The sequence below is a fragment of the Streptomyces sp. NPDC054757 genome (assembly GCF_053612185.1).
On the sequence record NZ_JBSHBW010000005.1, the window covers coordinates 290,650 to 314,961 of the forward strand.

Consider the following 24,312-nt stretch of genomic DNA (forward strand, 5'->3'; position numbering starts at 1 on the left):
GTGGGGGAGAAAAATGCACACCTTCGAAATCATCTCCGGCACGACCGTACGCTCCATTCTGAGCGAGGAACGTGCTGCCGTACTCCGCATTGTGGCGTCCGCCTACCGGACCCATGCGGCCGGTGAATCCGTCAACCCGGACAGCTACTTCCTGCGTTTCCCGGACAAGCCGGATTCCCGCATCATCGCGCTGCCCGCCTACCTGGGCGACGACGTACAGCTCGCGGGCATCAAGTGGATCGCCAGCTTCCCGCGCAACACCCGGATGGGCATCCCGCGCGCATCCGCCGTGCTCGTCCTGAACGACTACGAGACCGGATACCCGGTGGCCTGTCTCGAAGCCGCGAGCATCAGCTCCGCCCGTACGGCCGCGTCCGCCGCCGTCGCGGCCGGCGCGCTGCGGCCGGGCGGCTTCTCCGGGACCCGGATCGCCGTCGTCGGCGGCGGTGTCATCGCCCGCAACATCTGCGACTACCTGCACGCCGCCGGATGCGTGCCCGACTCCTACCTCGTCCACGATCTTGACGAAGCGTCAGGACAGGCGCTGGCCGGCCACATCCGCACCACACAGGACCGCCCGGCGGAGTTCACCGCCGATCTGCACTCCGCCCTTGAGGCCGACACGGTGGTGTTCGCCACGACGGCGCTCGAACCGTACGTCAGCACCCCGTTCAAGCCAGGTCAGCTCGTGCTCAACATCTCGCTGCGCGACCTCGCGCCCGATGTGGTCCTGGCCGCGGACAATGTGCTGGACGACGTCGAGCACTGCCTCAAGGCGAACACCTCGCCCCACCTCGCCGAACAGCTCTCCGGGTCAAGGGAGTTCGTGAACGGCACGCTGGCCGGGGTGCTCTCGGGCGAGGTGACGCTCACCCAGGACCGGCCCGTGATCTTCTCGCCGTTCGGCCTGGGCGTACTCGACCTCGCGGTGGGCGCCTTCGTACGGAACGAAGCCCACCGGGCCGGTACGGCGATCGAGATCCCCGACTTCTTCGGGGAGACGAGCCGGTGGTGAAACCGATAGCGCAGCCGACAGCACAGCCGGTGGACACCGGTGCGGCCGGCGCCGCGACCGTCGCGGTCATCGGTGCCGGGCCGCGCGGCCTGGGCGTGCTTGAGCGGCTGGTCGCGCACTGCCTGACCGAGCCGTTCCCGGTCACCGTCCATCTCGTGGACCCGCGCTCCCCCGGAGCCGGATTCCACACGCCGGGCCAGCCCGACCATCTGCTGCTCAACACCGTCTGCTCCCAGCTGTCGGTCTTCCCCGACGCGCACATGGTGGACGGCCCCGTGCCGCTCTCCGGGCCTTCGCTCCTCGACTGGTGCGGGGAGCGGGAGTTACGGGTCGCGGACGACGGGTTCACCGTTCGGCCGGGCGCGGGCCGGGACATCCGGCCGAACGACTTCCTGCCGCGCAGACTGCTGAGCGAGTACCTGACCTGGGCGGCCGAGGAGATACTCGGCGCGGCCCCCGCCTGCCTCACGCTGGTCCGGCACCGCACGACGGCCGTCGACATCCGGCCTGCCGACTCCCCTTCTGCCGACGGGAGCAGGGGTGCGGAGACGGTCGTCCTGGCCGACGGGACCCGGTTCGCGGCCGACGCCGTGTTCGTCACCGTGGGGCACCACGCGCTCTATCTGCCCGCCGAACCCGTGCGGGAGCGGGGGCTCGTCACCCGCCCCTATCCCCTGCCGTCCGCGCTGGACGGCATCCCGGCGGGCGGTCGTGTCGCGGTCCTCGGCACCGGGCTGACCGCGATGGACGTCATCACCACGCTCACCATCGGGCGCGGCGGACAGCATGTGAAGGACGGGGACGGACTGCGGTACGTGCCCGGCGGGCGCGAACCGCTGATCGTCCTCGCCAACCGCTCAGGGACACCGTCGCGCAGCCGCCCCCGCCTCAACCCGGGCCGGGTGCGCCCCGCACCGCTGGCCCTGACCGAACAGCGGCTGGCCCAGCTGCGTACGGCCGCTGTACGGGAGCCCGTACGGGAGGGCGTACGGGATCCTCTGCCGGACGGGGGCCGGCTCGGCTTCAGCCGTGATGTCCTTCCCCTGGTGGTGGCGGAGATGGAACTCGCCTACTACCGGACGCTGCTGGCCCGGGAGACGGGCGATGCCGTACGGGCCGGAGCGGAGTTGGCGGACCGGGCGGAAGCGGTCGGCCCTGAGGCCCTGCTGGCGGAGTTGAGGGACCGCTTCGGCCCGAACCCGGTGGCGGCGGTCCTGTCGGCGGCGCTGGACCCGGCACGGCCGGAATCGGCCGGACCGGGATCCGAACGCCGCTGGGCCGAACACCGTTCGTACGAGCGGTGGTTCACCGAGTGCGTCGCCGAGGATCTGGCCGAGGCCCGGGCCGGGCTGGGGGTGAGCCCGCTGAAGGAAGCCCTCGAAGTCCTGCGCGACCACCGCGACGTACTGCGCGCCGCCGTCGACCCGCCGGGGCTCGACCGCGACTCCCTGGAGTACTTCTTCGGTACGTTCGCGCCGACCGTCAACCGGCTGGTCATCGGCCCGCAGCTGGAGCGCTCGGCCGAGCTGCTCTCGCTGGTCGCCGCCGGGGTGGTCCGGATCGGTCCCGGCCCGGCGCCGAAGGTGGTGGCCCCCTCGGGCCAGGGGCCCTGGCGCCTCGAATCCAGCGCTCTGGACCGGCCCGTCTCCGTCGACGTGGACCATGTCGTCCACGCACATCTGGACGAGCCCGCCCCCGACCGGGTGCGCGGTTCGCTGCTCGGCAGGCTCGCCGCCGCGGGCCGCGTCCGTACCGCCGCACCGCTCTCCGGCCTCGACGTCAACCGCCGGGGCCAGGGCATCGACCGCTCGGGCGCCCCGCAGCAGCGGCTGTTCTTCCTCGGCCCCCACACCGAGGGATCGAGCTACTACAACCACTACGTCCCTTCGCCCGGCGCACCGTCCCGGGCCCTCATGGACGCGGAACTCGCCCTGAGCACCGCACTGCCCTCACTCATCAGGAGGACCCGTTGAGCAACAGCGAGAAGTACACGCCCTGGACCCGCACCTACCGGCCCGACACCCACGCGGCGCAGGGCGACGGCTGGCGCAGCCCGACCACCGGTGCGATACCGCCCGCGATCTCGCTCGGCGCCACCTATGCGCGGGACGGCGAGTACCGCACCCCGGCCGGTCTGGCCTATCTGCGTGATCAGGGCACCCCCGCCTACGAGCAGGCCGAGGGGATCGTGGCCGGGCTCGAAGGAGGATCCGACGCACTGGTCTTCTCGTCCGGCATGGCAGCGGCCACCGCCGTCTTCCAGGTGCTGCCGGCCGGTGCCCGGGTCGTGGTGCCGCGGACCATGTACTTCGGGCTGACCAAGTGGCTGCTGGAGTTCGGCGGTCAGCGCGGTCTGCGGGTGGTCCAGGTGCCCATGGACGACCTGGCGGCCGTGGCCGCGGCGGTCGAGGCCGATGACACCGCTCTGGTCTGGGCCGAATCGCCCGCCAACCCGACCTGGACGGTGACCGACATCGCCGCGGTGGCCGAGATCGCCCACCGGGCCGGGGCCCTGTTCGGCGTGGACAACACCGTGCCGACGCCCGTCCACGCACGCCCCTTCGAGCTGGGCGCCGACCTGGTCATGCACTCGGGCACCAAGTACCTCAACGGACACACCGATGTGGTGGCGGGGCTGCTCGTGCTGGCGCCGGAACACACCGAGGCGCGTGCGTCGGTGTGGGAGCGGCTGCGGCTGCACCGCAGGCTGACCGGGCCGATCCTGGGCCCCCTTGAGACATATCTGCTGATGCGCGGGATGCGTACGCTCTTCCCCCGCATGCGCCAGATCTCCGCCACGGCGATGACCGTCGCCGAGCACTTCGCCGCCCACCCGCTGATCAGGAAGGTCGCCTACCCGGGCCTGCCGTCGGACCCGGGTCACGAGATCGCGGCCCGCCAGATGACCGGAGGGTTCAGCGGCATGCTGTCCCTGCACGTGGCGGGAGAGTGGCAGACCTCGCTGCGTGTGGCGGAGTACTGCGAACTCTTCATCCGCGCCACTTCCCTGGGTGGGGTGGAGAGCCTGATCGAGCACCGTTACACCTTCGAAGGGCCGGACAGCTCATCGCCGAAGGACATGCTGCGGCTGTCCATCGGCCTGGAGAATCCGGCGGACCTCATCGCCGACCTCGAACAGGCCCTGGAACGGGCCGCGAAGGAAGACCATTGAGCCACCCCACCCCCACCCCACGCGACGACGCCCCTCCGGCGGACCCCACGCCACCGGAGAGCCCGGCACCGCCCGAGGGCCCGGCACCACCGGAGAGCGCACCTTCTCCGGCCGGGGCGGACCCGGGTACTCCGGGTACTCCGGGCGATCCAGGTACTCCGGGTACTCCGCGGCCGGCCGGACTGTTCGGCGGGCTGTTCCGCGACGCCTCGGTCTCCGCGGTGCTGGCCGGCTTCGTGGCGGTCGTCGTGTCGTACTCGGGACCGCTGGTCATCGTGCTCTCCGCGGCGTCCAACGGCCATCTGAGCGCCGCACAGACCAGCTCCTGGGTCTGGGCGATCTCGATCGGCTCCGGTGTGACCTGTATCGGGCTGAGCCTGTGGACCAGGATGCCGGTGATCACGGCCTGGTCCACACCGGGCGCGGCGCTGCTGGTCACCAGCCTCGGTTCGTACGCGTATCCGGAGGCCATCGGGGCGTTCCTGGTCAGCGGTGTGGTCATCGCGCTCGTCGGGCTGACCGGCGTGTTCGGCTGGCTGATGCGGCAGATCCCGGGCGCGGTGGTCTCCGCGATGCTCGCGGGCATCCTCTTCTCGTTCGGCACCGGGGTCTTCACCTCGCTCAAGTCCGCGCCGTACATCGCAGGTTCGGTGCTGGTCGGCTATCTGCTCGCCAAGCGGTGGCTGCCGCGTTACGCGGTCCTGGTGGCGCTGGTGGCGGGGGTGGCCGCCAGTGCGGCCGGTGCGCGGCTCCATGTCCACCTCGGCGGGCTGGAGCTGGCGCACCCGGTCTTCACCTCGCCGCACTTCTCGCTCGCCTCGCTCATCGGGATCGCGGTACCGCTGACCCTGGCGACGCTCGCCTCGCAGAACGCGCCGGGCATGGCGGTGCTCAGCGCCTCCGGGTACGAGCCGAAGGACCGGCTGCTGATCGGCTCGACCGGGATCGTCTCGACCGTGCTGGCCCCGTTCGGTTCGCACGCGGTCAATCTGGCCGCGATCACCGCCGCGATCTGCACCGGCCCCGAGGCGCACCGCGATCCGCGGCGCCGGTATGTGGCGGGGGTGTCCTGCGGGGCGTTCTACCTGATCATCGGCGTGTTCGGCTCCGCGCTCGTGGCCTTGTTCGCCGGGCTGCCGAAGGAGCTGGTGGCGGCGATCGCCGGGGTGGCGCTCCTCGGGGCGCTGGCGGGCAGTCTCACGGGTGCGGTGAAGGAGGAGAAGGACCGCGAGGCGGCGCTGATCACCTTCCTCGCCACGGCCTCCGGGCTCACCCTCTTCGGCATCGGATCGGCGTTCTGGGGGCTCCTCTTCGGGGTCGCCACCCACCTCGTACTGACCTACCGCCGGAAGGTGGCGGTGGCCGCCGCATGAGCGGTGCGGTGGAGCTCCGTCCGGCGTCGGCTGCCGGACGGAGCTCCAACTCACCCGAGCCGGGGGGCGTCAGGCGTACCCGGGGCCTCAGGCCGGGGCCGGGGTGTCGGCCGTCGGCCGCATCGGCGCGTGGGCGAACTCCGCCACCCCGTCCGGGAACGGCACCGAAGGCAGCCAGTCCAGTTCGGACCGGATCCGCCGGGAGGAGGCGGTGATGTGGCGGACGTCCCCGAGCCGGTACTCCCCGGTCACCCGCGGGGCCGGCCCCGGGTACGCGGTGGCGAGCAGCGCCGCCATCTCCAGAATGGTGTGCGGTTCCCCGCTGCCCACGTTGTACGCGCGCAGCTCCCCGTCCGCACGGGCCGAAACGCCCTCAAGCGCCGCGGTGTTGGCGGATGCGATGTCCCGTACGTGGACGAAGTCCCGCCGCTGGCCGCCGTCCTCGTACACGACCGGGGCTTCGCCACGCGCCAGGGACGAGCGGAAGAAGGACGCCACGCCCGCGTACGGGGTGTCCCGGGGCATCCCCGGCCCGTACACGTTGTGGTAGCGCAGCGCGATCGCCCGGCCGCCGGTCGCACGGGCCCAGGCGGCGGCCAGATGCTCCTGGGCGAGCTTCGTCGTCGCGTACACGTTCCGCGGGTCGGCCGGTGCCTCCTCGGTGACCAGGCCCGGAGCCAGCTCCGCACCGCACTGCGGGCACACGGGCTCGAACCGGCCCGCCGCCAGACCGGCGGGCGCACGCGGGCCGGGGCGGACGGTGCCATGGCGGTCACAGTCGTAACGGCCCTCCCCGTACACCACCATGGACCCGGCCAGCACCAGATCGCGCACGCCCGCGCCCTCCATGGCGGCGAGCAGAACGGCGGTGCCGAGGTCGTTGCAGCTCACATACTCCGGCGCATCGGCGAAGTGCTTGCCGAGGCCGACCATCGCCGCCTGGTGGCAGACCGCGTCCACCCCGCGCAGGACCTCCTCCACGGCTCTGCGGTCGCGGACGTCGGCCTCGATCCACTCGGCGCCGCCCGCGCCGGGCGGGGACGGCCGCTCGGCGTGGGCGGCGGCCAACAGGGCGTCGAACACCACGGGTTCGTGGCCACGGGCGGTGAGGTCGGCGACGATGTGCGAGCCGATGAAGCCCGCGCCTCCGGTGACAAGTACACGCATGCCCCGAAGCGTACGACCCGTCGCCCGCGCCCGGCCCTGACGTGCCCGGGAGGGAGGGCACCCGGGGAGCCGCGCTCGTGCTCCCGGGGCCCTCCCCCGGCACTCCGCCGGGTCAGCTGAAGACGATCATCGACCCCTGCGCGAGGCTGCGGGTGGCAGCCGCGTGCAGTCCCAGCCACACATGGCGTTCGCGGGCGAACGGGCCGTCGTCGGACGGGACCGGGCCCGCCGGTTCCTCCAGCGACGTCGGCCGGGACGGCGCCTGCGGTGTGGCCGGCGGGTTCGCCGCGTCGATGCCGATGGCCCCGGCCACCAGCTCCAGCTCCCGGAGCAGACCATGGGCGGAGCCCAGCGGGCCGCCGCCCTCCAGGAGTTCGTCGTTGGAGAGCGGTGCGCCGAAGTCGACGGGGACATAGGCGCCCGCGTGGTCGTAGTGCCACACCAGATGGGACTGCTGCGCCGTGGACTCGAACATCTCCAGGAGCTGTTCGTAGTCGCCGCCCAGGTGGTCGACCGGGGCGACCTCCAGGCCGCAGATCTTCAGGAGGTACGCGCGCCGCAGGAAGTGCAGGGCGTCGTAGTCGAAACCGGCCACCGGGGCCACATCGCCGGAGAGCCCCGGCATATAGGCGAAGACGGGTACGGACGGCAGACCGGCTTCGCCGAGCGCCTTGTCGTAGACGGCTATCTCTTCCGCGAAGGGGTTGTCGGGGCTGTGGCACAGCACATCGACGAGGGGGACCAGCCACAGGTCACAGGCCAACGGGGCTCCTAGCGGGGTTCGGGGGTCACCCCCCGAGCGGGCTTGTCCGGCCAGCGTAATGCGCGGTTCACGCTGCGCGAAGACCCCCGGCCACCCCGGGCTCCTCCGGCCCGTTCCGTTCCGTTCCGTACAGAAGCCCCTACCGCGCCGAAGCCGTCGCGCCGCTCTCCTTGCCGACCACCCAGACCCAGGCGCCGCCGATCCGCTGCCCCGGGCGCCCCAGCAGCTTCTGCACCGTCACATACAGCGCCGCGTCGTTGTCCTCGGGCGGGATGACGACCACGCCGGCCTTCCAGTACGCCAGGTCGTAACGCGCCTGCGCCCGCCAGCCGGCGCCGATCTCCGGGATCTTCGCGCCGTAGCGGATGTCCCGGAAGAGGTTCGACGTGTAGCGGGGCGGCGCACCGTAGATGCCGGTGCGCTCGGGTCCGTACGGCCCGTTGAAGTAGCCGCCCGGCACCGGGAAGCGCACCCCGGTGGCCGACTGCCAGTGCAGGGCCTCCGCGCTGCCCGGGTCGGGCAGCGGCACCGGGACCACGGACTCGCCGGGGCCGACGTACTTCTTCCACAGTCCGTCGGCGATGAACGCCGGGACGTCCGGGCGGCTCTGCACCGGCATCGGGGTGGGCACGATCGGGACCAGCGCGGCGGCCACCGCCAGCGCCCCGCAGACCCGGTACGCGTGGACACGGCTGCGGATCAGCCGGTCGGCGGCCAGCGCGACCAACACGCCGAGCGCCGGGGCGCAGATCATCGCGACCCGGCCCTCGATCACCGACTCGAAGAGCGGCCGGTGCGCCAGCAGCCGCCACGGGCCCGGGAACACCACATCGGTGTACGGGATACGGATCTTCTGGCCCAGCGAGAGCACCGCGGCGGCCACCGCCGTGAAGGCCAGCGCCCTGACCAGCGCGTGCCGCCAGAGCCTTACGGTGATCGCGAAGGCCAGCGCCACCAGCGGCCAGCCGTAGAAGGCGTTCTGCTCGGTCCGGTTGAGCGCCAGCTTGTCGGCCGTCGTGTCGCTGCCGAACAGGGCGCGTCCGGAGAATGCGACGAGGGCGCGCGGGCTGTTGCCCGCGTTGTTCCCGTGCAGCACGCTGTGGTAGCTCTGCGCGCCGAAGAACTGCCAGCCCAGCGGGTACGCGACCAGCGGCAGCGCGGTGAGCGCGGCGATCCCGAGCCCCTTGAGCAGCGGGCGCCACGCGGCCCGTGCCACCTCCCTGCGCAGCACCCCGTAGGCCGCCGCGAAGAGCAGCATGCCGAGGGCCGCCAGCAGGAACGGCTCCTCACCGAGGAAGACCTGGTACGTGGCGAAGAGCCCGAGCAGCACCCCGTCACGTACCACCCGCTTCCCCTCGCAGAGACGCAGCGCCCGGTCGATGATGACCGGGATCATGAACAGCACCAGGAAGTTGGGGTGCGCGTTGCCGTGCGAGATCATCGGCGGCGCGAAGGCGGCGAGCGCCCCGCCGAGCGCGGCGGCCCACCGGTTGCGGACCAGGCGCCGGGCGATCAGCCAGTACCAGGCGGCGGCCGTCGCGGCGAGCCCGCAGGTCAGCACCAGCGCCCAGGTCACCGTCGGTCCGAACGCCAGCGTCACCGGGGTGAGCGGGACGGAGAGCCCCAGCATGGGCGTGTTGCCCATGAGGTTCACGCCGTCCGGGTAGTTCTGCGCGGTGGTGAAGAGCGGGTTGTGCAGATGGGCGATGTTGTCCGCGGTGACCGCGAAGAACCACTCCCACTGGTTCTGGTCCTGGAGCGAGTCGCGGAGGTAGCCGTGGCCGAGGTCGGCCCAGAGGTTCTTGTAGAGCAGGACGGACGCCAGCAGGAAGAGCCCGCAGACGGCCAGGTCGGTGCGGCGGACCGCGCGGGTCTTCAGCCTGAGCAGTTCCGCGAGGACCCGCAGATAGTCGAGCGGCCCGACCTTGGAGCCCTCCTGGTGCGCCCACCGCACCGGGACCTCGGCGACCGGCCAGCCCTGGCGGCGGAAGTACTGGAGTATCTCGACGTCGATGCCCCACCCGTCGAGCCGGGCGTCGGCGAACGCCTCGCGCGCCTTGTCGCCGTCGAGGAGCTTGAATCCGCACTGGGTGTCGCGGATGCCGGGGACGGCGACGGCACGTATGAGCCGGTTGCCCATCCGCCCCATCCACTCGCGCAGCCGCCCCTGGTGCACCTCGACGCTGGACTCGGGGTGCGCCCGCGAGCCGACCGCGGCCGCGTACCCGGTCTCCAGCTCCTCGGTGAGCCGCCCCAACTCCTCGATGGGCGTGGCCAGATCGGCATCGGTGACCAGCACCCGTACGCCCCTCGACGCGGCCACACCGAGCCGCAGGGCGTGCCCCTTGCCGCGGTTGTCCGCGCTGCTGACCAGCCGGACCCGGGGGTCGGCGGCGGCGGCCGCACGGGCGATGCGCGCGGTACCGTCCGCCGAACCGTCGTCGACGACCAACAGCTCCCAGCTGCCCGGCCGCGCGTCCAGATACGTACGGACGGCGTCCAGCGTGGGGCCGAGCCGCCCCTCCTCGTTGTACGCGGGCACGACGACGGACAGCTCCACCGTGGCCTCGACCGCCTCCGCCCTCTCCGGCTCCACGACGCTCACCGGGCGGCCCCGTCGGCCGGACGGCGGCCGGACGGCTGGTCCGGGAGCGGGCAGTCGGACGGCTGCTGTTGCTGCTGTTGCTGCTCTTGCTGTTCTTGCTGTTCTTGATCAGGCTGTGCGTCACGGGACGACGCAGCCGTACCGGTGGTGGCGCGCAGTTGCTCAGCCCAGCGGACGGCGTGCGCGTTGTACTCCTCGATCACCGCATGCGCCAGGTCACCGTCACCGCTCGTCACCGCGTCGACCAGCTTCTCGTGTCCCCGCCACAGCCACTCGGTGGGCTGCGCGCGGTCCCGCAGATACGGCACGGCGAACACCCAGCACTGCACCCGCAGCCGGTGCAGGAAGTCGGCGATGTAGCGGTTCCCGGTGAGCGCCCCGAGCTCGCGCCAGAACCGCAGGTCGTACCCGATGAGGATCTCCAGGCTGCCGGTCCGCGCGGCCTGCACCGCCTCCTCGGCCCGCCGGCGCACGGACAGCAGCGGCTCACCCGCCACACCTCGCAGCGCGAGCCGCCGGAAGATCCCGTCGACGATCAGCGAGCGGGCCTCGACCATGGCGCAGTAGTCGTCGACCGAGAACTGATGGACCCGGAACCCCCTGTGCTGGTCCGAGTCGAGCAGCCCCTGCGCGGCCATCTCGACGAGCGCCTCACGGACCGGGGTCGCCGAGACCCCGTACCCTTCGGCGATCTGCTTGACGGTGAAGATCTCGCCCGGCTGAAGACGGCCCGCAAGCACTTCGTCACGCAGCGCGTCGGCGATCTGCTGCCGCAGAGTACTGCGGGTCACCGCTCCGCTCGCGGGCATGGTCCTGTTCCCCTCGTCCGACTCCGGACACCCTACGGCCAGTCCCACCGCTCCGGATCAGCCCGGAGCCCGGCCCGGTCCGCACGGGCCCCTTTGCCGCGCGGGCAGCCTCCGGGGCGAGCGTAGACGGTGATCAGGGCGGAGGTGATCTTTCGGCCGGTGCAGCCCGGGACGGGCAGTCCACGAGCGGGAACAGCGAACGCCGAGGCGCTGAACACCCCGGCGTCCCCCGCCCTTTCGCCTGACTGCCCGTCAGGCGACCACGTGCTCGTCGGCCACCGCGAGCGCCGCGTCGAGTGCGGCGAGGCCCTCCTTGGCCTCCGCGTCCGTGATGTTGCACGGGGGCACCACATGGGTGCGGTTCATGTTGATGAAGGGCCACAGGCCGTGCTTCTTCGCGGCCGCGCCGAACGCCGCCATCGGGGCGTTGGCCTCGCCCGTCGCGTTGTAGGGGACCAGGGGCTCGTGCGTCTCCCTGTTCCGTACGAGGTCCAGCGCCCAGAACGCGCCCACGCCGCGCACCTCGCCGACCGACGGGTGGCGTGCGGCCAGGTCCGCGAGGGCCGGGGCCAGGATGTCGGTGCCGAGGCGGGCGGCCTGGCCGACGATGTCCTCCTCCTCCATGGCCTTGATCGTCGCGACGGCCGCCGCGCAGGCCAGCGGGTGGCCGGAGTAGGTGAGGCCGCCCGGGTAGGGGCGCTTGGCGAAGGTCTCGGCGATCTCGCCGGAGATCGCGACACCGCCCAGCGGGACGTACCCCGAGTTGACGCCCTTGGCGAAGGTCAGCAGGTCGGGGGTGACGCCGAAGAGGTCGGCGGCGAACCAGGAGCCGGTGCGGCCGAAGCCCGCCATCACCTCGTCGAGGATGAAGACGATGCCGTACCGGTCGCAGATCTCGCGGACACCCGCGAGGTAGCCGGGCGGCGGGACCATGATGCCGGCCGTGCCCGGGACGGTTTCGAGGATGATCGCGGCCACCGACTGCGGGCCCTCGTAAGCGATGGTGTCCTCAAGGTGCTGGAGGGCGCGGGCGCTCTCCTCGGCCTCGGTGGCCGCGTAGAAGGGGGAGCGGTAGAGGAACGGCGCCCAGAAGTGCACCACACCCGCGGTCGCCGTGTCCGATCCCCAGCGGCGCGGGTCGCCGGTGAGGTTGATCGCGGTGGCGGTGCCGCCGTGGTACGAGCGGTAGGCGCTCAGCACCTTCGGGCGGCCGGTGTGCAGCCGGGCCATGCGTGTGGCGTTCTCGACGGCCTCGGCGCCGCCGTTGGTGAAGAAGATCTTGTCGAGGTCGCCGGGGGTGCGCTCCGCGATGAGGCGTGCGGCCTCGGAGCGCGACTCGACCGCGAAGGCGGGGGCGAACGTCGTCATCGTCGCCGCCTGCTCCTGGATCGCGGCGACGACCTTCGGGTGCTGGTAGCCGATGTTGGTGAAGACGAGACCACTGGTGAAGTCGAGGTACCGGTTGCCCTCGTAATCCCAGAAGTACGAGCCCTCGGCACCGGCGACGGCGAGCGGGTCGATGAGGTCCTGCGCGGACCAGGAGTGGAAGACGTGCGCACGGTCGGCGGCCTTGACGGCCGCACCCGTGCGGGGATCGGGCTGCGGGATGTGAGGGGTCATGCAGGCCAGCGTAGAGAGCCGCAGGTGGGGGCGCACATGGCCATCGTGTATGGACTCGGCGGGATTCGTCGGCAGGGTGTCGCATGGCCGGACACCAGTCATACCGGTGCGCCATGGGGGCGCATTACTCTCGCCTTCGAGGGGCGCGCGTTCCTCCACAGGGGCGCGCGGCGGCGCGTCCACGGGGAGGCGGCACAGCGATGGAGAATCTTCAGCCGGGTGATCCAGATCATGTCGGCGCGGACGGTGACTGTGCGGATGTCCACGGGGTGGATGGTGACTGTGCGGATGGCGACAGGGCGGGCGGCGACCGTGCAGGTGCCGGCGCACACGGCGTCGATCCGGCCCCGGCACCGGCCCCGCCGCCACCGGACATGACCCCACCACGCCCACGCCCACGCCCCGATTACAGGTACTACACCCCCGTGACGGCCCCCGAACCGGCCGAGCGCAACAGCCACTGGACGGTCGCGCTGATCCTCGTAGCCCTGATCGTGGCGGTCGGCGCGGGCGGCGCGGTGTACGCGGTCATGGACGACAGCGGCCCGCAGCCCCCGGCGCCCCACCCCACCACCGGCTCCGGGACCCCGGCCGGAAACGGCTCACCGGCAGCACCGGACGTTTTCCCCGGCACCCGGGAGGGTCCGTCTCCCGGCGGGTACGGCCCGGCCGTGTGGCCGAACAGTCTCCGGGTAGCCGGTCCGTGAAGAACGAGCCCGTGAAAGAGGCCCGAGAGCAGACGCGTAAGAGGAGAGGCACGTATGTCGTCATCGATGGTCGAGACCGTGGACATCAACGCCCCCGTCGCCGTGAGCTGGGCGCTGTGGAGCGACGTCACCCGCTGGCCCGCCTTCCTGAGCCACGTACGCCTCGTCGAGCCGATCGACGAGAAGCGTTTCGCCTGGCAGCTGCAGATCCCCGGCGCCGACAAGAACTTCGTCGCCGAACTCACCGAGGTCGTGCCGGAGGACCGGATCGCCTGGCGGACCACCGAGGGCGTCCACCACGCCGGTGTGGTCACCTTCCACCACCTCACCGACACGACGAGCCGGGTGACGCTCCAGATCGAGTACGACCCCCAGGGCTTCATCGAGCACCTGGGCGCCCTCACCAACCTCGACTCGGCCCTGGCCAACTACGACCTGGGCGAATTCCAGAAACTGGCCGAGAAGACGGCCGCCTCCTGAGACGGCTAGCCTGGTCGGCAATGAACCATCTGCCGACGTCATCAGGCTCGCTCGCCCTCACCCGCTTCCCCGAGGACCCCCGCGACCAGCTGCGTGCCTGGGACGCCGCCGACGAGTACGTACTGCGCCATCTCGCCGGGAACGGCGCCGGTACGGAACCGGGCGGCGGTGCTGAGCCGAGAACCGGTACGGAACCGGGCGCCGGTACGGGACCGACTGCCGGTGCCGGGCGCCGTACGGAACCGGGCGCCGCTACGGACATCCCGCCCGGCACCACCGTCGTGGCCGGTGACCGGTGGGGCGCGCTCACCACTGCTCTGGCCGGGGCGCGGGCCTCGGATGGCGTGGCCGGTGAGGTCGTCCAGATCACCGACTCCTTCCTCGGGCAGGAGGCGACCCGGGCCAATCTGGAGCGGAACGGCATCGACGGCGGCGCCGTACGGCTGCTCTCCACCCAGGACGCACCGCCCGGGCGGATCGATCTGCTGGTCGTCCGGGTCCCGAAGAGCCTCGCCCTCCTTGAGGACCAGCTGCACCGGCTCGCACCCGCCGTGCACGCCGGGACCGTCGTGGTCGGCACCGGGATGGTCAAGGAGATCCACACCTCGACCCTCAAGCTCTTCGAGCAGATCATCGGGCCCACGAAGACGTCCCTCGCGGTGAAGAAGGCCCGGCTGATCTTCTGCACCCCCGACCCGGCGCTCGCCCCGGGTCCCAGCCCCTGGCCGCGGAGTTACGAACTCCCCGCCGGCGTCGGGGCCGCATCGGGGCGGACCGTCGTCAACCACGCCGGGGTCTTCTGCGCCGAACGCCTCGACATCGGCACCCGGTTCTTCCTGCCGAACCTGCCCCGGCACGAGGGCCCGGAACGGGTGGTCGACCTCGGCTGCGGCAACGGCGTCGTCGGCACCGCCGTCGCACTCGCCAACCCGCGGGCCGAAGTCGTCTTCACCGACGAGTCGTTCCAGGCGATGGCGTCGGCCGAGGCCACCTTCCGGAAGAACCTCGGGCCGGACGCCCCGGCCGAGTTCCGCATCGGCGACACCTTCGCGGGGGTGGAACCCGGCTCGGTCGACCTGGTACTGAACAACCCGCCGTTCCACGCCCACCAGGCGACCAGCGACCAGACGTCCCGGCGGATGTTCCGCGGCGCACGCGAGGCGCTGCGGCCGGGCGGCGAGCTGTGGGTCGTCGGCAACCGGCACCTCAGCTACCACGTGATGCTCCAGCGCACCTTCGGCAACTGCCGGGTGGTGACGAGCGACCCGAAGTTCGTGATCCTGCGGGCCGTGAAGCGCTAGCTGTTCTGTCCGGGGCCGGCCCTGACCAGTCCTTGCCGCCCCGCCCCTCCACCCGGTGCGGCAAGGACTGCCCGTCCACGCCGTCCGGCCTTTGCCCCTCTCCCTCTCCCCTTCTCACAGCCCGGAGGAACGGCTTTGAGCGTCACGGTCCGCACCGCGCAGTACCCGACCGACGGCGGGACAAAGCCGCTCGACCTCTACACCGGCACCCGGCGCGACAGCCCGTGTGTGCTGCTGTGGCACGGCGTGGGGCCGGACGAGCGTGACGTACTGGCCCCGCTGGCCCGGGAGATAGCCGCTCTCGGCCCTGCCGTCCTGGTACCCGACTGGCGTTCGGACCGGCCCGACGGAGGCCGTGCCCATCTCACCGACTCGTTGCGGTTCGCCCGTGAGCACGCAGGCGACCTCACCGACCATCCCCACCCCGAGCGGATCGTCCTGGCGGGCTGGTCGGCCGGGGCGGGAGCCGCTGTGGGGGTGGCGCTGCATCCGGAACTCTTCGACGGCTGGCGGCCCGCCGCGGTGGTGGGCGTCGCGGGCGGCTACCAGCGCCCGGCGCGTACCACCGGCACGGTGCCCCTCCAGGCGCTGGGCCGGGCGGTGACACCGGTCAGGGTGCGGCTGGTGCACGGCACGGCGGACACCGTCGTACCCGGCGACGCCTCACGTGAGCTGCACCAAGCGCTGCGCGCCCACGGCTGGGACTCGGAGCTGCACGAACCGGACACCGACCACGCCGGGGTGCTGGGCTGCGTGTACGAGCCCACGGAGCGCCGCTGTCTGCCGGGGGCCGACGCCTCGGTACGGAGCACCGGGCGGGCGACGGCCCGCGCAGTGGCGGACGTGGCGCTCTCGGGCGTATGAAGGTCCCGCGGCGTCCCGGACCGGCGGCGGCATCCGGACGGCCGCGGTCCCGTTCCCGAGGCCGGGCTCAGGCCGACGACAGCTGTTCCGCTATCTCCTTGACCCAAGCCGCGCTCTTCGACGGGTCGTTGAGGGAGGCCGCCCACGCCTCCGGGCTCAGCCGGTGGTTGGCCGGGCCTGCCTTGAGAGCGATGAGCAGGGCTCTGGCCGAGTCCCGCATCTCGGCGGACGTGTCGCCGCTTCCGTTGATGTCCGCGCCCGCGGCCAGTCCGTACAGCTTCCGTGCCATGGCCTGGCGTTCGCCGTTCTGGACCTTCTTCCAGAACTTCAGGGCCTCCTTCAGCGCCTCCTCGCGGGAGGCGGGCTCCGTCGGGGCCCCTTCCGGTGCCCAGCGTTCGGGGTGGCGGGCCCCCTCGTAGCGCTTCATGCCCGCGCGGCCCGCCTTGTAGGCGGTGACGCCGAGGACGAGACCGGCCGCGCCGGCGGCCAGGCCCCAGCCGACCGGGTTGCTCGCCAGTCCGGCGCCTCCCGCCGTGGCGGCGACCGCCGTCACGATGCCGCCCGCGGCCTTGGTGGACTCGCCCACGGCGGTGAGGGCCTGCTTGCCCATCTTGTTGCGCTGCTTACCGAGCGCGTACGTGTGCACCGTGTCCATCGCGTTGGCGTCTTCGGCACGCCGGACATCCTGGGCGGCGTCACGGGCGTCCCCCATCGCCGCCCAGGCCACGTCGATGGCGTCGGAGACCCGCTCCAGCCGGTCCTCGCCCTCATGGTCCCAGTGGGCGTCCAGCGCGACATACGCCTCGGCCGCGGCCCATTCAGCCTGCTGCCGGGCCTGGTTCAGCCGGGTCATCGCCCCCTCGTCGGTGCGGTCCGGCTTGGGCAGTTCTTTCAGGGCGCGGTACTTGCGGGCCGTCAGGCCGAACCGGCCCGCCGCACGGGCGCCCTTCACCGCACCGAAGGCGCTGGATCCGATACCGCTCGCCTCGGCCGCCGACATGGCGTGCGCCGCGTGCTCGGCCTTGGTCAGCTCCTTGGCGATACCGAGGGCGTAGTTCCCGGCCCCGGCGGCGCTGATGACCGCGTCGGCCGACTTGGAGTTGGCCTTCTTGTCCGCTCCGTGGAAAGCGGCCCCGCTCTTGTACTTCTGGGCGTCCTTCCTGGCTTTGGCCGCCTCCATGCCACTGAGCGCGGCGCCGACGCTCTCCGCTGCCAGGTTCTCCGAAGCCGCGGAGGTCCCCGACAGGCCGGCGGAGTGTTTGAGGCCGTCGTCGACCGTCGCGGAGGCCTGCTGGGAGAAGCCCGCGTTGGCCGGTACCTGGACGCCCTTGACGAAGGTGTCGATGAATTCGAGATTCTTCTTGAGCCGGTCGAGGACCGAGGCGATCCGGTCGCGGTAACTCTTCGATCCGGTGGCGGTGCCGGTGGCGGCGGGGGCCGCGCCGGCGTTCTCCGGCGCGGCGGCGTTCCTGGGCGCCTTCGCCGTGCCCCTGGCGCGCTGCACGGCCGCGGTCGCCGCCCGGTTGCCGGCGCTGGACTGGATCCCCAGGAGGGCGCGCTCCGCCGGGCTTCCGGAGACGCTCCCGGGCCGGTCCCGGTCGCGGCGCCGCCGGATCGGCATCGGAGCAGCCACGAACTGCCGGGCTGGGGTGCGGTGGGCCGGGGTGCTCATCAACGTGCCTCTCCTGTGCCGGGCCGGGGCGAGTGGAGAGTAGCCAGGCAGGGCGAACAGCAGGGGCACGGTGGGGAAACTCTTCTCGCTGCGGACAATCCGCAGCTCAGGACGGACGACGGCGGCCGACCCGAGTCCGGGTCGGCCGCCGCTCAGTGCGTCTGGCTCAGTGCGTCCGCGATGTCTCTCAGATGAACGAGTTGATCTCGATCGTCTCGGTACGGCCGGGTCCCACACCGATCGCCGAGATCGGTGCGCCGGACATCTCCTCCAGCGCCTTCACATACGCCTGCGCGTTCTTCGGCAGGTCGGCGAAGGTCTTCGCCTTGGTGATGTCCTCGGTCCAGCCGGGCAGGTACTCGTAGACCGGCTTGGCGTGGTGGAAGTCCGTCTGGCTGAACGGCAGCTCCTCGACGCGCTTGCCGTCGATCTCGTACGCCACACACACCGGGATCTGCTCCCAGCCGGTGAGGATGTCGAGCTTGGTGAGGAAGAAGTCGGTCAGACCGTTCACCCGCGTCGCATAGCGCGCGATGACCGCGTCGAACCAGCCGCAGCGGCGGTCGCGGCCGGTCGTGACGCCGTACTCGTGACCGATCGAGCGCAGCTTGTCGCCGTCCTCGTCGAAGAGCTCGGTCGGGAACGGTCCCGCGCCCACCCGGGTCGTGTACGCCTTGAGGATGCCGATGACCCGGGTGATCTTCGTCGGGCCGACGCCGGTACCGGTGCAGGCGCCGCCCGCGGTCGGGTTGGACGAGGTGACGAAGGGGTACGTGCCGTGGTCGACGTCCAGCAGGGTGCCCTGGCCGCCCTCCATGAGGACGACCTTGTCCTCGTCCAGCGCCTTGTTCAGGACGAGCGCGGTGTCCGCGACGTACGGGCGCATCTGCTCGCCGTAGCCGAGCAGTTCCTCGACGATCTGGCCGGCCTCGATCGCGCGCCGGTTGTAGAGCTTGGCGAGGATCTGGTTCTTGCCGTCGAGCGCGGCCTCGACCTTCTGCTCCAGGATCGACTCGTCGTAGAGGTCCTGGACCCGGATACCGACGCGGTTGATCTTGTCGGCGTAGGCCGGGCCGATGCCCCGGCCCGTGGTGCCGATCCTCCGCTTGCCGAGGAACCGTTCCGTCACCTTGTCGACGGTGGTGTGATACGGCGTGATCAGGTGCGCGTTACCGCTGACCAGCAGCTTGGACGTGTCCACGCCGCGGTCGTTCAGCCCGCTCAGCTCGGAGAGCAGGACCGCTGGGTCGACGACGACTCCGTTGCCGATCACCGGAGTGCACTCCGGTGAGAGGATTCCGGAAGGGAGGAGGTGGAGCGCGTACTTCTGGTCGCCGACGACGACCGTGTGGCCGGCGTTGTTGCCGCCCTGGTAGCGCACCACGTAATCCACGGATCCACCGAGGAGGTCGGTGGCCTTTCCCTTGCCCTCGTCACCCCACTGAGCACCGAGCAGCACAAGTGCGGGCACAGGCGTACACCCCTTCCGGGCGGGGCATGTCCAAGGTCAGGGGGCGCACGTCTGGCGTACGCCGATACCTGAACCGTCGAACCGGCTGCCCCGGAATAGACGAAGCCCCTGGCGCAATAGCGCAAGGGGCTCTTGCACAAAGATGCTACCCGAGGAAGGACCGAGGTGTCGGCTCCAGATCCCGCAGCGAGCACCGAGCATCAGCTGCTGGTGGTCATCGACCCGGTCGCCCGCCGTGCGGACGGTGAGTCCGTACGGATCGCGAAGGACGTGCTGTGCGCCGGGGCGCACGCCAAGATCTGCCTGCCCGATGGACCGGACGAGTTCGCGCGGGCGCTCGCCCGGCGCGGCCACCGCCACCTCGTGGTGGTCGGCGACGACCGGGCGCTGCTCCGGGCGGTGACCCTGCTGCACCGCGAGCGCGACCGGACGCGCGGCGCCCTCTCCCTGGTGCCGGTGGGCCCGGCGCCCGCGCTGGAGCTGGCGCGGTCGCTGGGGGTCCCGGTGGGGGCGGTGGCCGCGGCGCGGTCGGTGCTCGACGGCGTGGTGCGCTGGCTGGATCTGCTGGTGGACGACAGCGACGCGGTGGTGCTGGGCGATCTGCGCATCCCGGCGGGGGCCCCGCGCTCCGGGCCGCCGGGCGCGGACGGTGCGGGGCCGCACTCGGTGTGGGGCGCCTGCCGCTCGCTCGTACGGAGCCTCGTCGGCCCGGCCCCCGCCCCGGAGGCGCCCCGGGTGCAGCGGCTGCGGGTGGAGGCGGACGGGGTCCTGCTGGCCGATCTGGACCGGCCGGTGACGGGGGTCCGGGTCTCGTCGCGGGGCGGCGCGGGGAAGGCCGAGGTGGCCGTCGAACTCCCGTCGGGCGACCGGCTGACGGCCGAGGCCCTTGCCGTGACGGTGTCCGGGGCGGATTTCCGCTACCACAGGGACGGCCTGGTGGGCGGCCCGGTGCGGACCCGGACCTGGATGGTACGGGCGGGGGTGTGGGGGCTGACCCTGCCCGCGGTCGCGGCGTGATGGCCCCTCCCGCCGGGTGCTGCTCCGGCGGGAGGGGGCGGTGACTGCGGAGGGGCGGTGGCTGCGGAGGGGGCGGCCGGAGGGGCCCCAGCAGCAAGCGGCCCTCACCGACAGGCGGCCCTCAGCAGCAGGGGTCCTCACCGCCAGCAGGTTCTCAGCAGCAATGCGGCCCTCACCACCAAGCCGCCCTCACCGGAACGCGGCGGCATGGCGGGCGGCCCAGTCGGCGAAGGTGCGCGGGGCGCGGCCGGTGACCCGCTCGACGTCCGGGCTGACGCGCAGCTCGGCCGGGCTCGGGGAGCCGAGGATGTCCAGGGTGTCGTCGGCCAGCTCCGCCGGCATGTTCCGGGCCATGGCGGCCCTGGCCTCGTCCCGGGTGAGTTCATGGAACCTCACCGGCGAGCCCAGCGCGGCCGCGATCGCCTCCGCCTGCTGGCGCGGAGTGATCACTTCCGGGCCGGTCAGCTCGTACACACCCCCGGTGTGCCGGTCGTCCAGCAGGCAGGCCGCCGCGACATCGGCGATGTCCGCCGGGTCGACGACCGGCACCCCGATGTCACCGAAGGGCGCGGCGACGACCTGCTGTGTACGGACCGACTCGGCCCACCACAGGGCGTTGGAGGCGAAGCCGCCCGGCCGCAGGATGGCCCACTCCAGGCCGGACCCCCGCAGCGTGTCCTCCAGTGCGCGCATCGCGATCCGCGTGGCACCGAAGGGTCTGGTCACCACGCCCTGGGTGGAGAGCAGGACGATCCGGCGGACGCCGCTGTCCGCGGCCTGGCCGATGATGTCCGCGGGGTCCGCTCCGGTGGCGTGCAGATCGCCGGAGAGCAGCAGGAACAACGCCTCCGCCCCGTCCAGCGCGGGCTTGAGGCCGACCGGATCGGACAGGTCAGCCACCATGTGGCGGACGCCGTCCGGCACCGCCGCCGTATGCCGTGACACCGCCGTCACCTGCCGGCCCGCCTCGGCGAGCGCCTGCGTCAACGGCCGGCCGATGTTCCCGGTGGCCCCGGTCACAGTAATCATGTTCAGCTCCTCGTTCGGATGTCCTCTGTCGCTCCGCACGTTAGGAGCGCGAGCTAACTTTTGGTAAGGACATACCTTGAGGTAAGTTCATGACATGACGGAAGGCGCGCAGGACAGCGGGGCCGGGACTGCGGCACGGTATGACGTGTTTCACACCGACTGCCCCGCACGCGATGTGGTCGACCATGTGACCAGCAGGTGGGGCATCTGGGTGCTGATCTCCTTGCGGAGCCACGATCTCCGGTTCTACGAGCTGCGCGAGAGCATCCAGGGCATCAGCGAGAAGATGCTCGCGCAGACCCTGCGCGCACTGGTCCAGGACGGCCTGGTCTGGCGCGAGGTCGAGCCGACGGCACCACCGCAGGTGACCTATGGGCTGACCGTATTCGGCCGGGAGGTCAGCGCGCCGCTGACCGATCTGTTCGACCGGATCACCCAGCGGATGCCACCGCGCAGCGCGGGATAGCGCGGGGGCGACCGACGCACGCCCCCAGTCCGCGACGCGGTGGGCGGTGCGCGGAGGGTCAGCGCACGTAGTTCTGGAGCACCTCGGTGTCGAGTTCGATGCCCACCGGGTCGGGGAGCATGAGCACTTCGCCGAACTTCACGGTGTGGCTGTCGCGGTAGCCGCCGCCTTCCGGGTCCGGCGCACTGAACACCGTGGCGGCACCGGCCTCACGATCGACCAGCAGATAGACCGGAATCCCGGCGTCGGCGTAGGCGCGGGGTTTCTCCTTGCGGTCGCGGCGGTCGGTGACACGGTCGTACGACGTGATCTCGACGACCATCAGAACGCCGTCCGGGTCCGCCCACTCACTCTGGCCGACGAAGTTGCCCCGCGGGGCGAGACAACCGTCCGAACGCGCCCTGCCGTCACGGTACGACTCGACCTTCAGACCCTGGTCACCGCCGTAGAGCCCCAGTTCGGGCCGGTGCCGCATGCAGATGCCCTGCAACCACATCCAGATCTCGTTGTGGTCCCCGTCCGGCACTCCACGGTCTCCGATCCGTCCGTTGATGAGTTCGAACACAGCAGCATCGGACTCGACTGCGGCAAACCGGGCGATCTTCTCGAATTCCTCGACCGTCATCTGAGACATGCGCTCTGCCATGGCCGCCCCCCTTCTGTGCGAGCACCAGTGTCACCGAGCACCGGCCGGACCAGGCCCGAACCCGCGAACGATCACCCGTCCGAGTGACCGCTACCCCGGCCTGACCAGCCCCGTCTCGTACGCGTAGACCGCCGCCTGAGTCCGGTCCCGGAGGCCCAGTTTCACCAGGATCCGGCTCACATGTGTCTTGATGGTGGACTCGGCGACGATCAGCCGGGAGGCGATCTCCGCGTTCGACAGGCCCTGCGCGATCAGGACGAGCACCTCGCTCTCGCGCTCCGTCAGCTCCTCGGCCCGGACCAGCGACGGCTGCCTCGGGTTGTCCGACAGCCGGGAGAACTCCACGATCAGCCGCTTGGTGATCGTGGGCGCGAGCAGCGCCTCACCGGCCGCCACCACCCGTACACCATCGGCCAGTTGGCGCGCCGACGCGTCCTTCAGCAGGAACCCCGAGGCCCCCGCGCGCAGCGCCTGGTAGACGTACTCGTCCAGATCGAACGTCGTCAGGACCAGCACCTTCGCCGACTCGTCGGCCGCGACGATCTCGCGGGTCGCCTCGATGCCGTTCAGCTCGGGCATCCGGATGTCCATCAGGACGACGTCCGGGCGCAGTGCGGCCACCTGGGCCACCGCCTCGACACCGTTGACGGCCTCGCCGATCACCTCGATGCCCGGCATCGCGTTGAGCAGGACCGAGAACCCCTCACGCACCATCATCTGGTCGTCGACGACCAGCACCCTGATGGCCGGGACGGCGCTCATACGGGCTCCTCCGTGGAACGCCGCACCGGGATGAACGCGGTGATCTCGTAACCGCCGTCCTCCGTACCGTCGGTGGTGATCTCGCCGTTCAGCATCGTGACCCGCTCCCGCATCCCGGTGATGCCGTGCCCGGCGCCGGGGGAAGGCTTGACCAGGCCCCGCGGCGGGCCGTTGACCACGCGCAGACCGAGCCCGCCCAGGACGTAGCTGACCTCCACCCGGGCGTGTGAGCCCGGCGCGTGGCGCAGGACGTTGCTCAGCGCCTCCTGGATGATGCGGTACGCCGACAGCTCGACGCCCTGCGGGAGTTCACGCACCGCGCCGGTCACGGTCTTCTCCACGGCCAGGCCCGCCTCCCGGACATTGGTGAGCAGCACGTCGAGTTCGGCGAGGGTGGGCTGCGGGGCGTCCGGGGCCTCGTAGTCCTCGGCCCGTACGACACCGAGCACCCGGCGCAGCTCCGTCAGGGCCGCCACCGCGTTCTCCCTGATCACCTCGAACGACCTGGTCAGCTCGGGCGGCGGATCGGTCACCCGGTACGGGGCGGCCTCGGCCTGGATGGCGACCACCGACATGTGGTGGGCGACGACGTCGTGCAGTTCACGGGCGATGGTGGTGCGCTCCTCCAGGAGCGTGCGCCGGTCGCGTTCGATGGCGGTGACCGTCTGCTGAGCGGTGACCTCGCGGTCGGCCTCCCGGCGGACCTGGACCACCGTCGTGATGAGCAGTGTGACCGCGGAGAGGAACAGCATCATCGCCGTGTTGGAGCCGACCATGCCGGCCTGCCCCACCACCCCTATGACCGTCCCCCCGAGGAACCCGTACAGGGCGGTGCCCGCCCACATCCAGGCGGCGGTCCGCGGCCTGGTCCTGGCCGCGACCACCGTCAGCACCACGAGGTGCGCGAGGAAGGCGCTGTCGGACCAGGGCCAGGACCCGGAGCCGCGGTCGAGCAGGCTGACCACGGGCACGGCCACCACCGACGCCCACCAGGCGCCGACCGGCCTGAGCAGCGTCATCACGACCGTTCCGGCCGAGATGAGGCCGGTCAGGAAGGACAGCAGGCCGTCGAAGTCGGTGGTGCCATGGGCCGGCAGCAGCAGAGTGATGAGGGCGAGGCCCAGCACCACCGCGTGCGGGGTCCATGCGGCCCGGTCCCGTATCCGGCCGGGCAGCCGCCGGGTCAGCGGTCCGTCCGTACGCATCGGGCGGAGCGGGCGGTAGGCGAAGGCGTCGTGGAAGAGGTCCTGGCGCAGGCCCGCCAGGACCCCTTCGGCCAGCCGGATCTCGGGGCTCCGTGTCTGTGTATCGGTCACAGGCACCACGGTAGGCGGCGGGGTGGTCCCGGTCGTCCGTACTGATGCGGAACCTGC

Annotated in this window: 21 protein-coding genes; 10 read left to right on the forward strand and 11 right to left on the reverse strand. The window is 71.7% G+C overall.

Going from position 1 to position 24,312, the window contains the following annotated elements:
- Positions 1-13 precede the first annotated feature (13 nt).
- Genes sbnB through ACWGKJ_RS10070 form a run of 4 tightly spaced genes read left to right on the forward strand, consistent with a single transcriptional unit; the run spans position 14 to position 5,560 of the window.
- Positions 14-1,015 (forward strand): 2,3-diaminopropionate biosynthesis protein SbnB, encoded by a 1,002-nt coding sequence (sbnB, locus tag ACWGKJ_RS10055; RefSeq protein WP_385022676.1) that lies wholly within the window; start codon positions 14-16, stop codon positions 1,013-1,015.
- On the forward strand, positions 1,009-2,988 hold the full coding sequence (locus ACWGKJ_RS10060; RefSeq protein ID WP_385022673.1) for an FAD/NAD(P)-binding protein: 1,980 nt from the start codon (positions 1,009-1,011) through the stop codon (positions 2,986-2,988). Before sbnB ends, ACWGKJ_RS10060 begins: the two co-directional genes overlap by 7 nt.
- Positions 2,985-4,187 carry a trans-sulfuration enzyme family protein gene (locus ACWGKJ_RS10065; protein WP_385022670.1) on the forward strand — a complete coding sequence of 401 codons (1,203 nt, stop codon included), beginning with the start codon at positions 2,985-2,987 and terminating at the stop codon, positions 4,185-4,187. Before ACWGKJ_RS10060 ends, ACWGKJ_RS10065 begins: the two co-directional genes overlap by 4 nt.
- Positions 4,184-5,560: a benzoate/H(+) symporter BenE family transporter gene (locus tag ACWGKJ_RS10070; RefSeq protein WP_385022667.1), complete on the forward strand. Its 1,377-nt coding sequence runs from the start codon at positions 4,184-4,186 to the stop codon at positions 5,558-5,560. Before ACWGKJ_RS10065 ends, ACWGKJ_RS10070 begins: the two co-directional genes overlap by 4 nt.
- An 87-nt stretch (positions 5,561-5,647) precedes the next feature.
- Here ACWGKJ_RS10070 and ACWGKJ_RS10075 read toward each other — a convergent pair whose 3' ends face one another.
- The 5 genes from ACWGKJ_RS10075 to ACWGKJ_RS10095 all read right to left on the reverse strand — a co-directional run bounded on the left by ACWGKJ_RS10075 (position 5,648) and on the right by ACWGKJ_RS10095 (position 12,524).
- The gene (locus ACWGKJ_RS10075; RefSeq protein ID WP_385022664.1) at positions 5,648-6,727 is read right to left on the reverse strand and encodes an NAD-dependent epimerase/dehydratase family protein; all 1,080 of its coding nucleotides are present in this window, start codon (positions 6,725-6,727) and stop codon (positions 5,648-5,650) included.
- Positions 6,728-6,839: 112 nt separating this feature from the next.
- Positions 6,840-7,490, reverse strand: a complete 651-nt coding sequence (locus tag ACWGKJ_RS10080; protein ID WP_385022661.1) for a hypothetical protein — start codon at positions 7,488-7,490, stop codon at positions 6,840-6,842.
- A gap of 139 nt (positions 7,491-7,629) precedes the next feature.
- Positions 7,630-10,095 carry a dolichyl-phosphate beta-glucosyltransferase gene (locus tag ACWGKJ_RS10085; protein ID WP_385022658.1) on the reverse strand — a complete coding sequence of 822 codons (2,466 nt, stop codon included), beginning with the start codon at positions 10,093-10,095 and terminating at the stop codon, positions 7,630-7,632.
- Positions 10,092-10,904: a GntR family transcriptional regulator gene (locus ACWGKJ_RS10090; protein WP_385022655.1), complete on the reverse strand. Its 813-nt coding sequence runs from the start codon at positions 10,902-10,904 to the stop codon at positions 10,092-10,094. The genes ACWGKJ_RS10085 and ACWGKJ_RS10090 overlap by 4 nt, the downstream gene beginning before the upstream one ends.
- Before the next feature lie 252 nt (positions 10,905-11,156).
- Positions 11,157-12,524, reverse strand: a complete 1,368-nt coding sequence (locus ACWGKJ_RS10095) for an aspartate aminotransferase family protein (RefSeq protein WP_385022652.1) — start codon at positions 12,522-12,524, stop codon at positions 11,157-11,159.
- A 425-nt stretch (positions 12,525-12,949) separates the two neighbouring features.
- Between ACWGKJ_RS10095 and ACWGKJ_RS10100 the strand changes: the two genes are divergently transcribed.
- The 4 genes from ACWGKJ_RS10100 to ACWGKJ_RS10115 all read left to right on the forward strand — a co-directional run bounded on the left by ACWGKJ_RS10100 (position 12,950) and on the right by ACWGKJ_RS10115 (position 15,876).
- On the forward strand, positions 12,950-13,231 hold the full coding sequence (locus ACWGKJ_RS10100; RefSeq protein WP_385022649.1) for a hypothetical protein: 282 nt from the start codon (positions 12,950-12,952) through the stop codon (positions 13,229-13,231).
- Positions 13,232-13,285: 54 nt separating this feature from the next.
- Positions 13,286-13,711, forward strand: a complete 426-nt coding sequence (locus ACWGKJ_RS10105; RefSeq protein WP_385022646.1) for an SRPBCC family protein — start codon at positions 13,286-13,288, stop codon at positions 13,709-13,711.
- Between the two features lie 20 nt (positions 13,712-13,731).
- The gene (locus ACWGKJ_RS10110) at positions 13,732-15,012 is read left to right on the forward strand and encodes a methyltransferase (protein ID WP_385022644.1); all 1,281 of its coding nucleotides are present in this window, start codon (positions 13,732-13,734) and stop codon (positions 15,010-15,012) included.
- A 135-nt stretch (positions 15,013-15,147) separates the two neighbouring features.
- The gene (locus ACWGKJ_RS10115; protein WP_385022641.1) at positions 15,148-15,876 is read left to right on the forward strand and encodes an alpha/beta hydrolase; all 729 of its coding nucleotides are present in this window, start codon (positions 15,148-15,150) and stop codon (positions 15,874-15,876) included.
- A 67-nt stretch (positions 15,877-15,943) separates the two neighbouring features.
- Here ACWGKJ_RS10115 and ACWGKJ_RS10120 read toward each other — a convergent pair whose 3' ends face one another.
- Positions 15,944-17,548: a hypothetical protein gene (locus ACWGKJ_RS10120; RefSeq protein ID WP_385022638.1), complete on the reverse strand. Its 1,605-nt coding sequence runs from the start codon at positions 17,546-17,548 to the stop codon at positions 15,944-15,946.
- Positions 17,549-17,735: 187 nt separating this feature from the next.
- The gene (locus ACWGKJ_RS10125; protein WP_385022635.1) at positions 17,736-19,019 is read right to left on the reverse strand and encodes an adenylosuccinate synthase; all 1,284 of its coding nucleotides are present in this window, start codon (positions 19,017-19,019) and stop codon (positions 17,736-17,738) included.
- Between the two features lie 165 nt (positions 19,020-19,184).
- On the opposite strand from ACWGKJ_RS10125, the gene ACWGKJ_RS10130 reads away from it, so the two are divergent.
- Positions 19,185-20,036, forward strand: a complete 852-nt coding sequence (locus ACWGKJ_RS10130) for a diacylglycerol kinase family protein (protein ID WP_385022632.1) — start codon at positions 19,185-19,187, stop codon at positions 20,034-20,036.
- Between the two features lie 189 nt (positions 20,037-20,225).
- On the opposite strand, the gene ACWGKJ_RS10135 is transcribed toward ACWGKJ_RS10130, so the two are convergent.
- On the reverse strand, positions 20,226-21,065 hold the full coding sequence (locus ACWGKJ_RS10135) for an SDR family oxidoreductase (protein WP_385022629.1): 840 nt from the start codon (positions 21,063-21,065) through the stop codon (positions 20,226-20,228).
- A gap of 94 nt (positions 21,066-21,159) precedes the next feature.
- Between ACWGKJ_RS10135 and ACWGKJ_RS10140 the strand changes: the two genes are divergently transcribed.
- Entirely contained in the window at positions 21,160-21,531 is a 372-nt protein-coding gene (locus tag ACWGKJ_RS10140; protein WP_385022626.1) for a winged helix-turn-helix transcriptional regulator, read from the forward strand.
- A 58-nt stretch (positions 21,532-21,589) separates the two neighbouring features.
- Here the strand turns inward: ACWGKJ_RS10140 and ACWGKJ_RS10145 are convergent, their stop codons facing one another.
- The 3 genes from ACWGKJ_RS10145 to ACWGKJ_RS10155 all read right to left on the reverse strand — a co-directional run bounded on the left by ACWGKJ_RS10145 (position 21,590) and on the right by ACWGKJ_RS10155 (position 24,255).
- Complete coding sequence (locus ACWGKJ_RS10145; RefSeq protein WP_385022623.1) at positions 21,590-22,177, reverse strand: Uma2 family endonuclease; 588 nt, start codon at positions 22,175-22,177, stop codon at positions 21,590-21,592.
- Positions 22,178-22,267: 90 nt separating this feature from the next.
- Positions 22,268-22,939, reverse strand: coding sequence for a response regulator (locus ACWGKJ_RS10150; RefSeq protein WP_385022621.1), 672 nt, complete (start codon positions 22,937-22,939; stop codon positions 22,268-22,270).
- Positions 22,936-24,255 (reverse strand): sensor histidine kinase, encoded by a 1,320-nt coding sequence (locus ACWGKJ_RS10155; protein WP_385022618.1) that lies wholly within the window; start codon positions 24,253-24,255, stop codon positions 22,936-22,938. The genes ACWGKJ_RS10150 and ACWGKJ_RS10155 overlap by 4 nt, the downstream gene beginning before the upstream one ends.
- Between the last annotated feature and the right edge of the window lie 57 nt (positions 24,256-24,312).

What these genes read in the sequence shown, in the direction of transcription:
- ACWGKJ_RS10135 (WP_385022629.1), bottom strand. Translation starts at nt 21,065, where the DNA reads ATGATTACTGTGACCGGGGCCACCGGGAACATCGGCCGGCCGTTGACG.
- ACWGKJ_RS10140 (WP_385022626.1), top strand. Translation starts at nt 21,160, where the DNA reads ATGACGGAAGGCGCGCAGGACAGCGGGGCCGGGACTGCGGCACGGTAT.
- ACWGKJ_RS10090 (WP_385022655.1), bottom strand. Translation starts at nt 10,904, where the DNA reads ATGCCCGCGAGCGGAGCGGTGACCCGCAGTACTCTGCGGCAGCAGATC.
- ACWGKJ_RS10145 (WP_385022623.1), bottom strand. Translation starts at nt 22,177, where the DNA reads ATGGCAGAGCGCATGTCTCAGATGACGGTCGAGGAATTCGAGAAGATC.
- sbnB (WP_385022676.1), top strand. Translation starts at nt 14, where the DNA reads ATGCACACCTTCGAAATCATCTCCGGCACGACCGTACGCTCCATTCTG.
- ACWGKJ_RS10095 (WP_385022652.1), bottom strand. Translation starts at nt 12,524, where the DNA reads ATGACCCCTCACATCCCGCAGCCCGATCCCCGCACGGGTGCGGCCGTC.
- ACWGKJ_RS10105 (WP_385022646.1), top strand. Translation starts at nt 13,286, where the DNA reads ATGTCGTCATCGATGGTCGAGACCGTGGACATCAACGCCCCCGTCGCC.
- ACWGKJ_RS10150 (WP_385022621.1), bottom strand. Translation starts at nt 22,939, where the DNA reads ATGAGCGCCGTCCCGGCCATCAGGGTGCTGGTCGTCGACGACCAGATG.
- ACWGKJ_RS10120 (WP_385022638.1), bottom strand. Translation starts at nt 17,548, where the DNA reads ATGAGCACCCCGGCCCACCGCACCCCAGCCCGGCAGTTCGTGGCTGCT.
- ACWGKJ_RS10075 (WP_385022664.1), bottom strand. Translation starts at nt 6,727, where the DNA reads ATGCGTGTACTTGTCACCGGAGGCGCGGGCTTCATCGGCTCGCACATC.
- ACWGKJ_RS10110 (WP_385022644.1), top strand. Translation starts at nt 13,732, where the DNA reads ATGAACCATCTGCCGACGTCATCAGGCTCGCTCGCCCTCACCCGCTTC.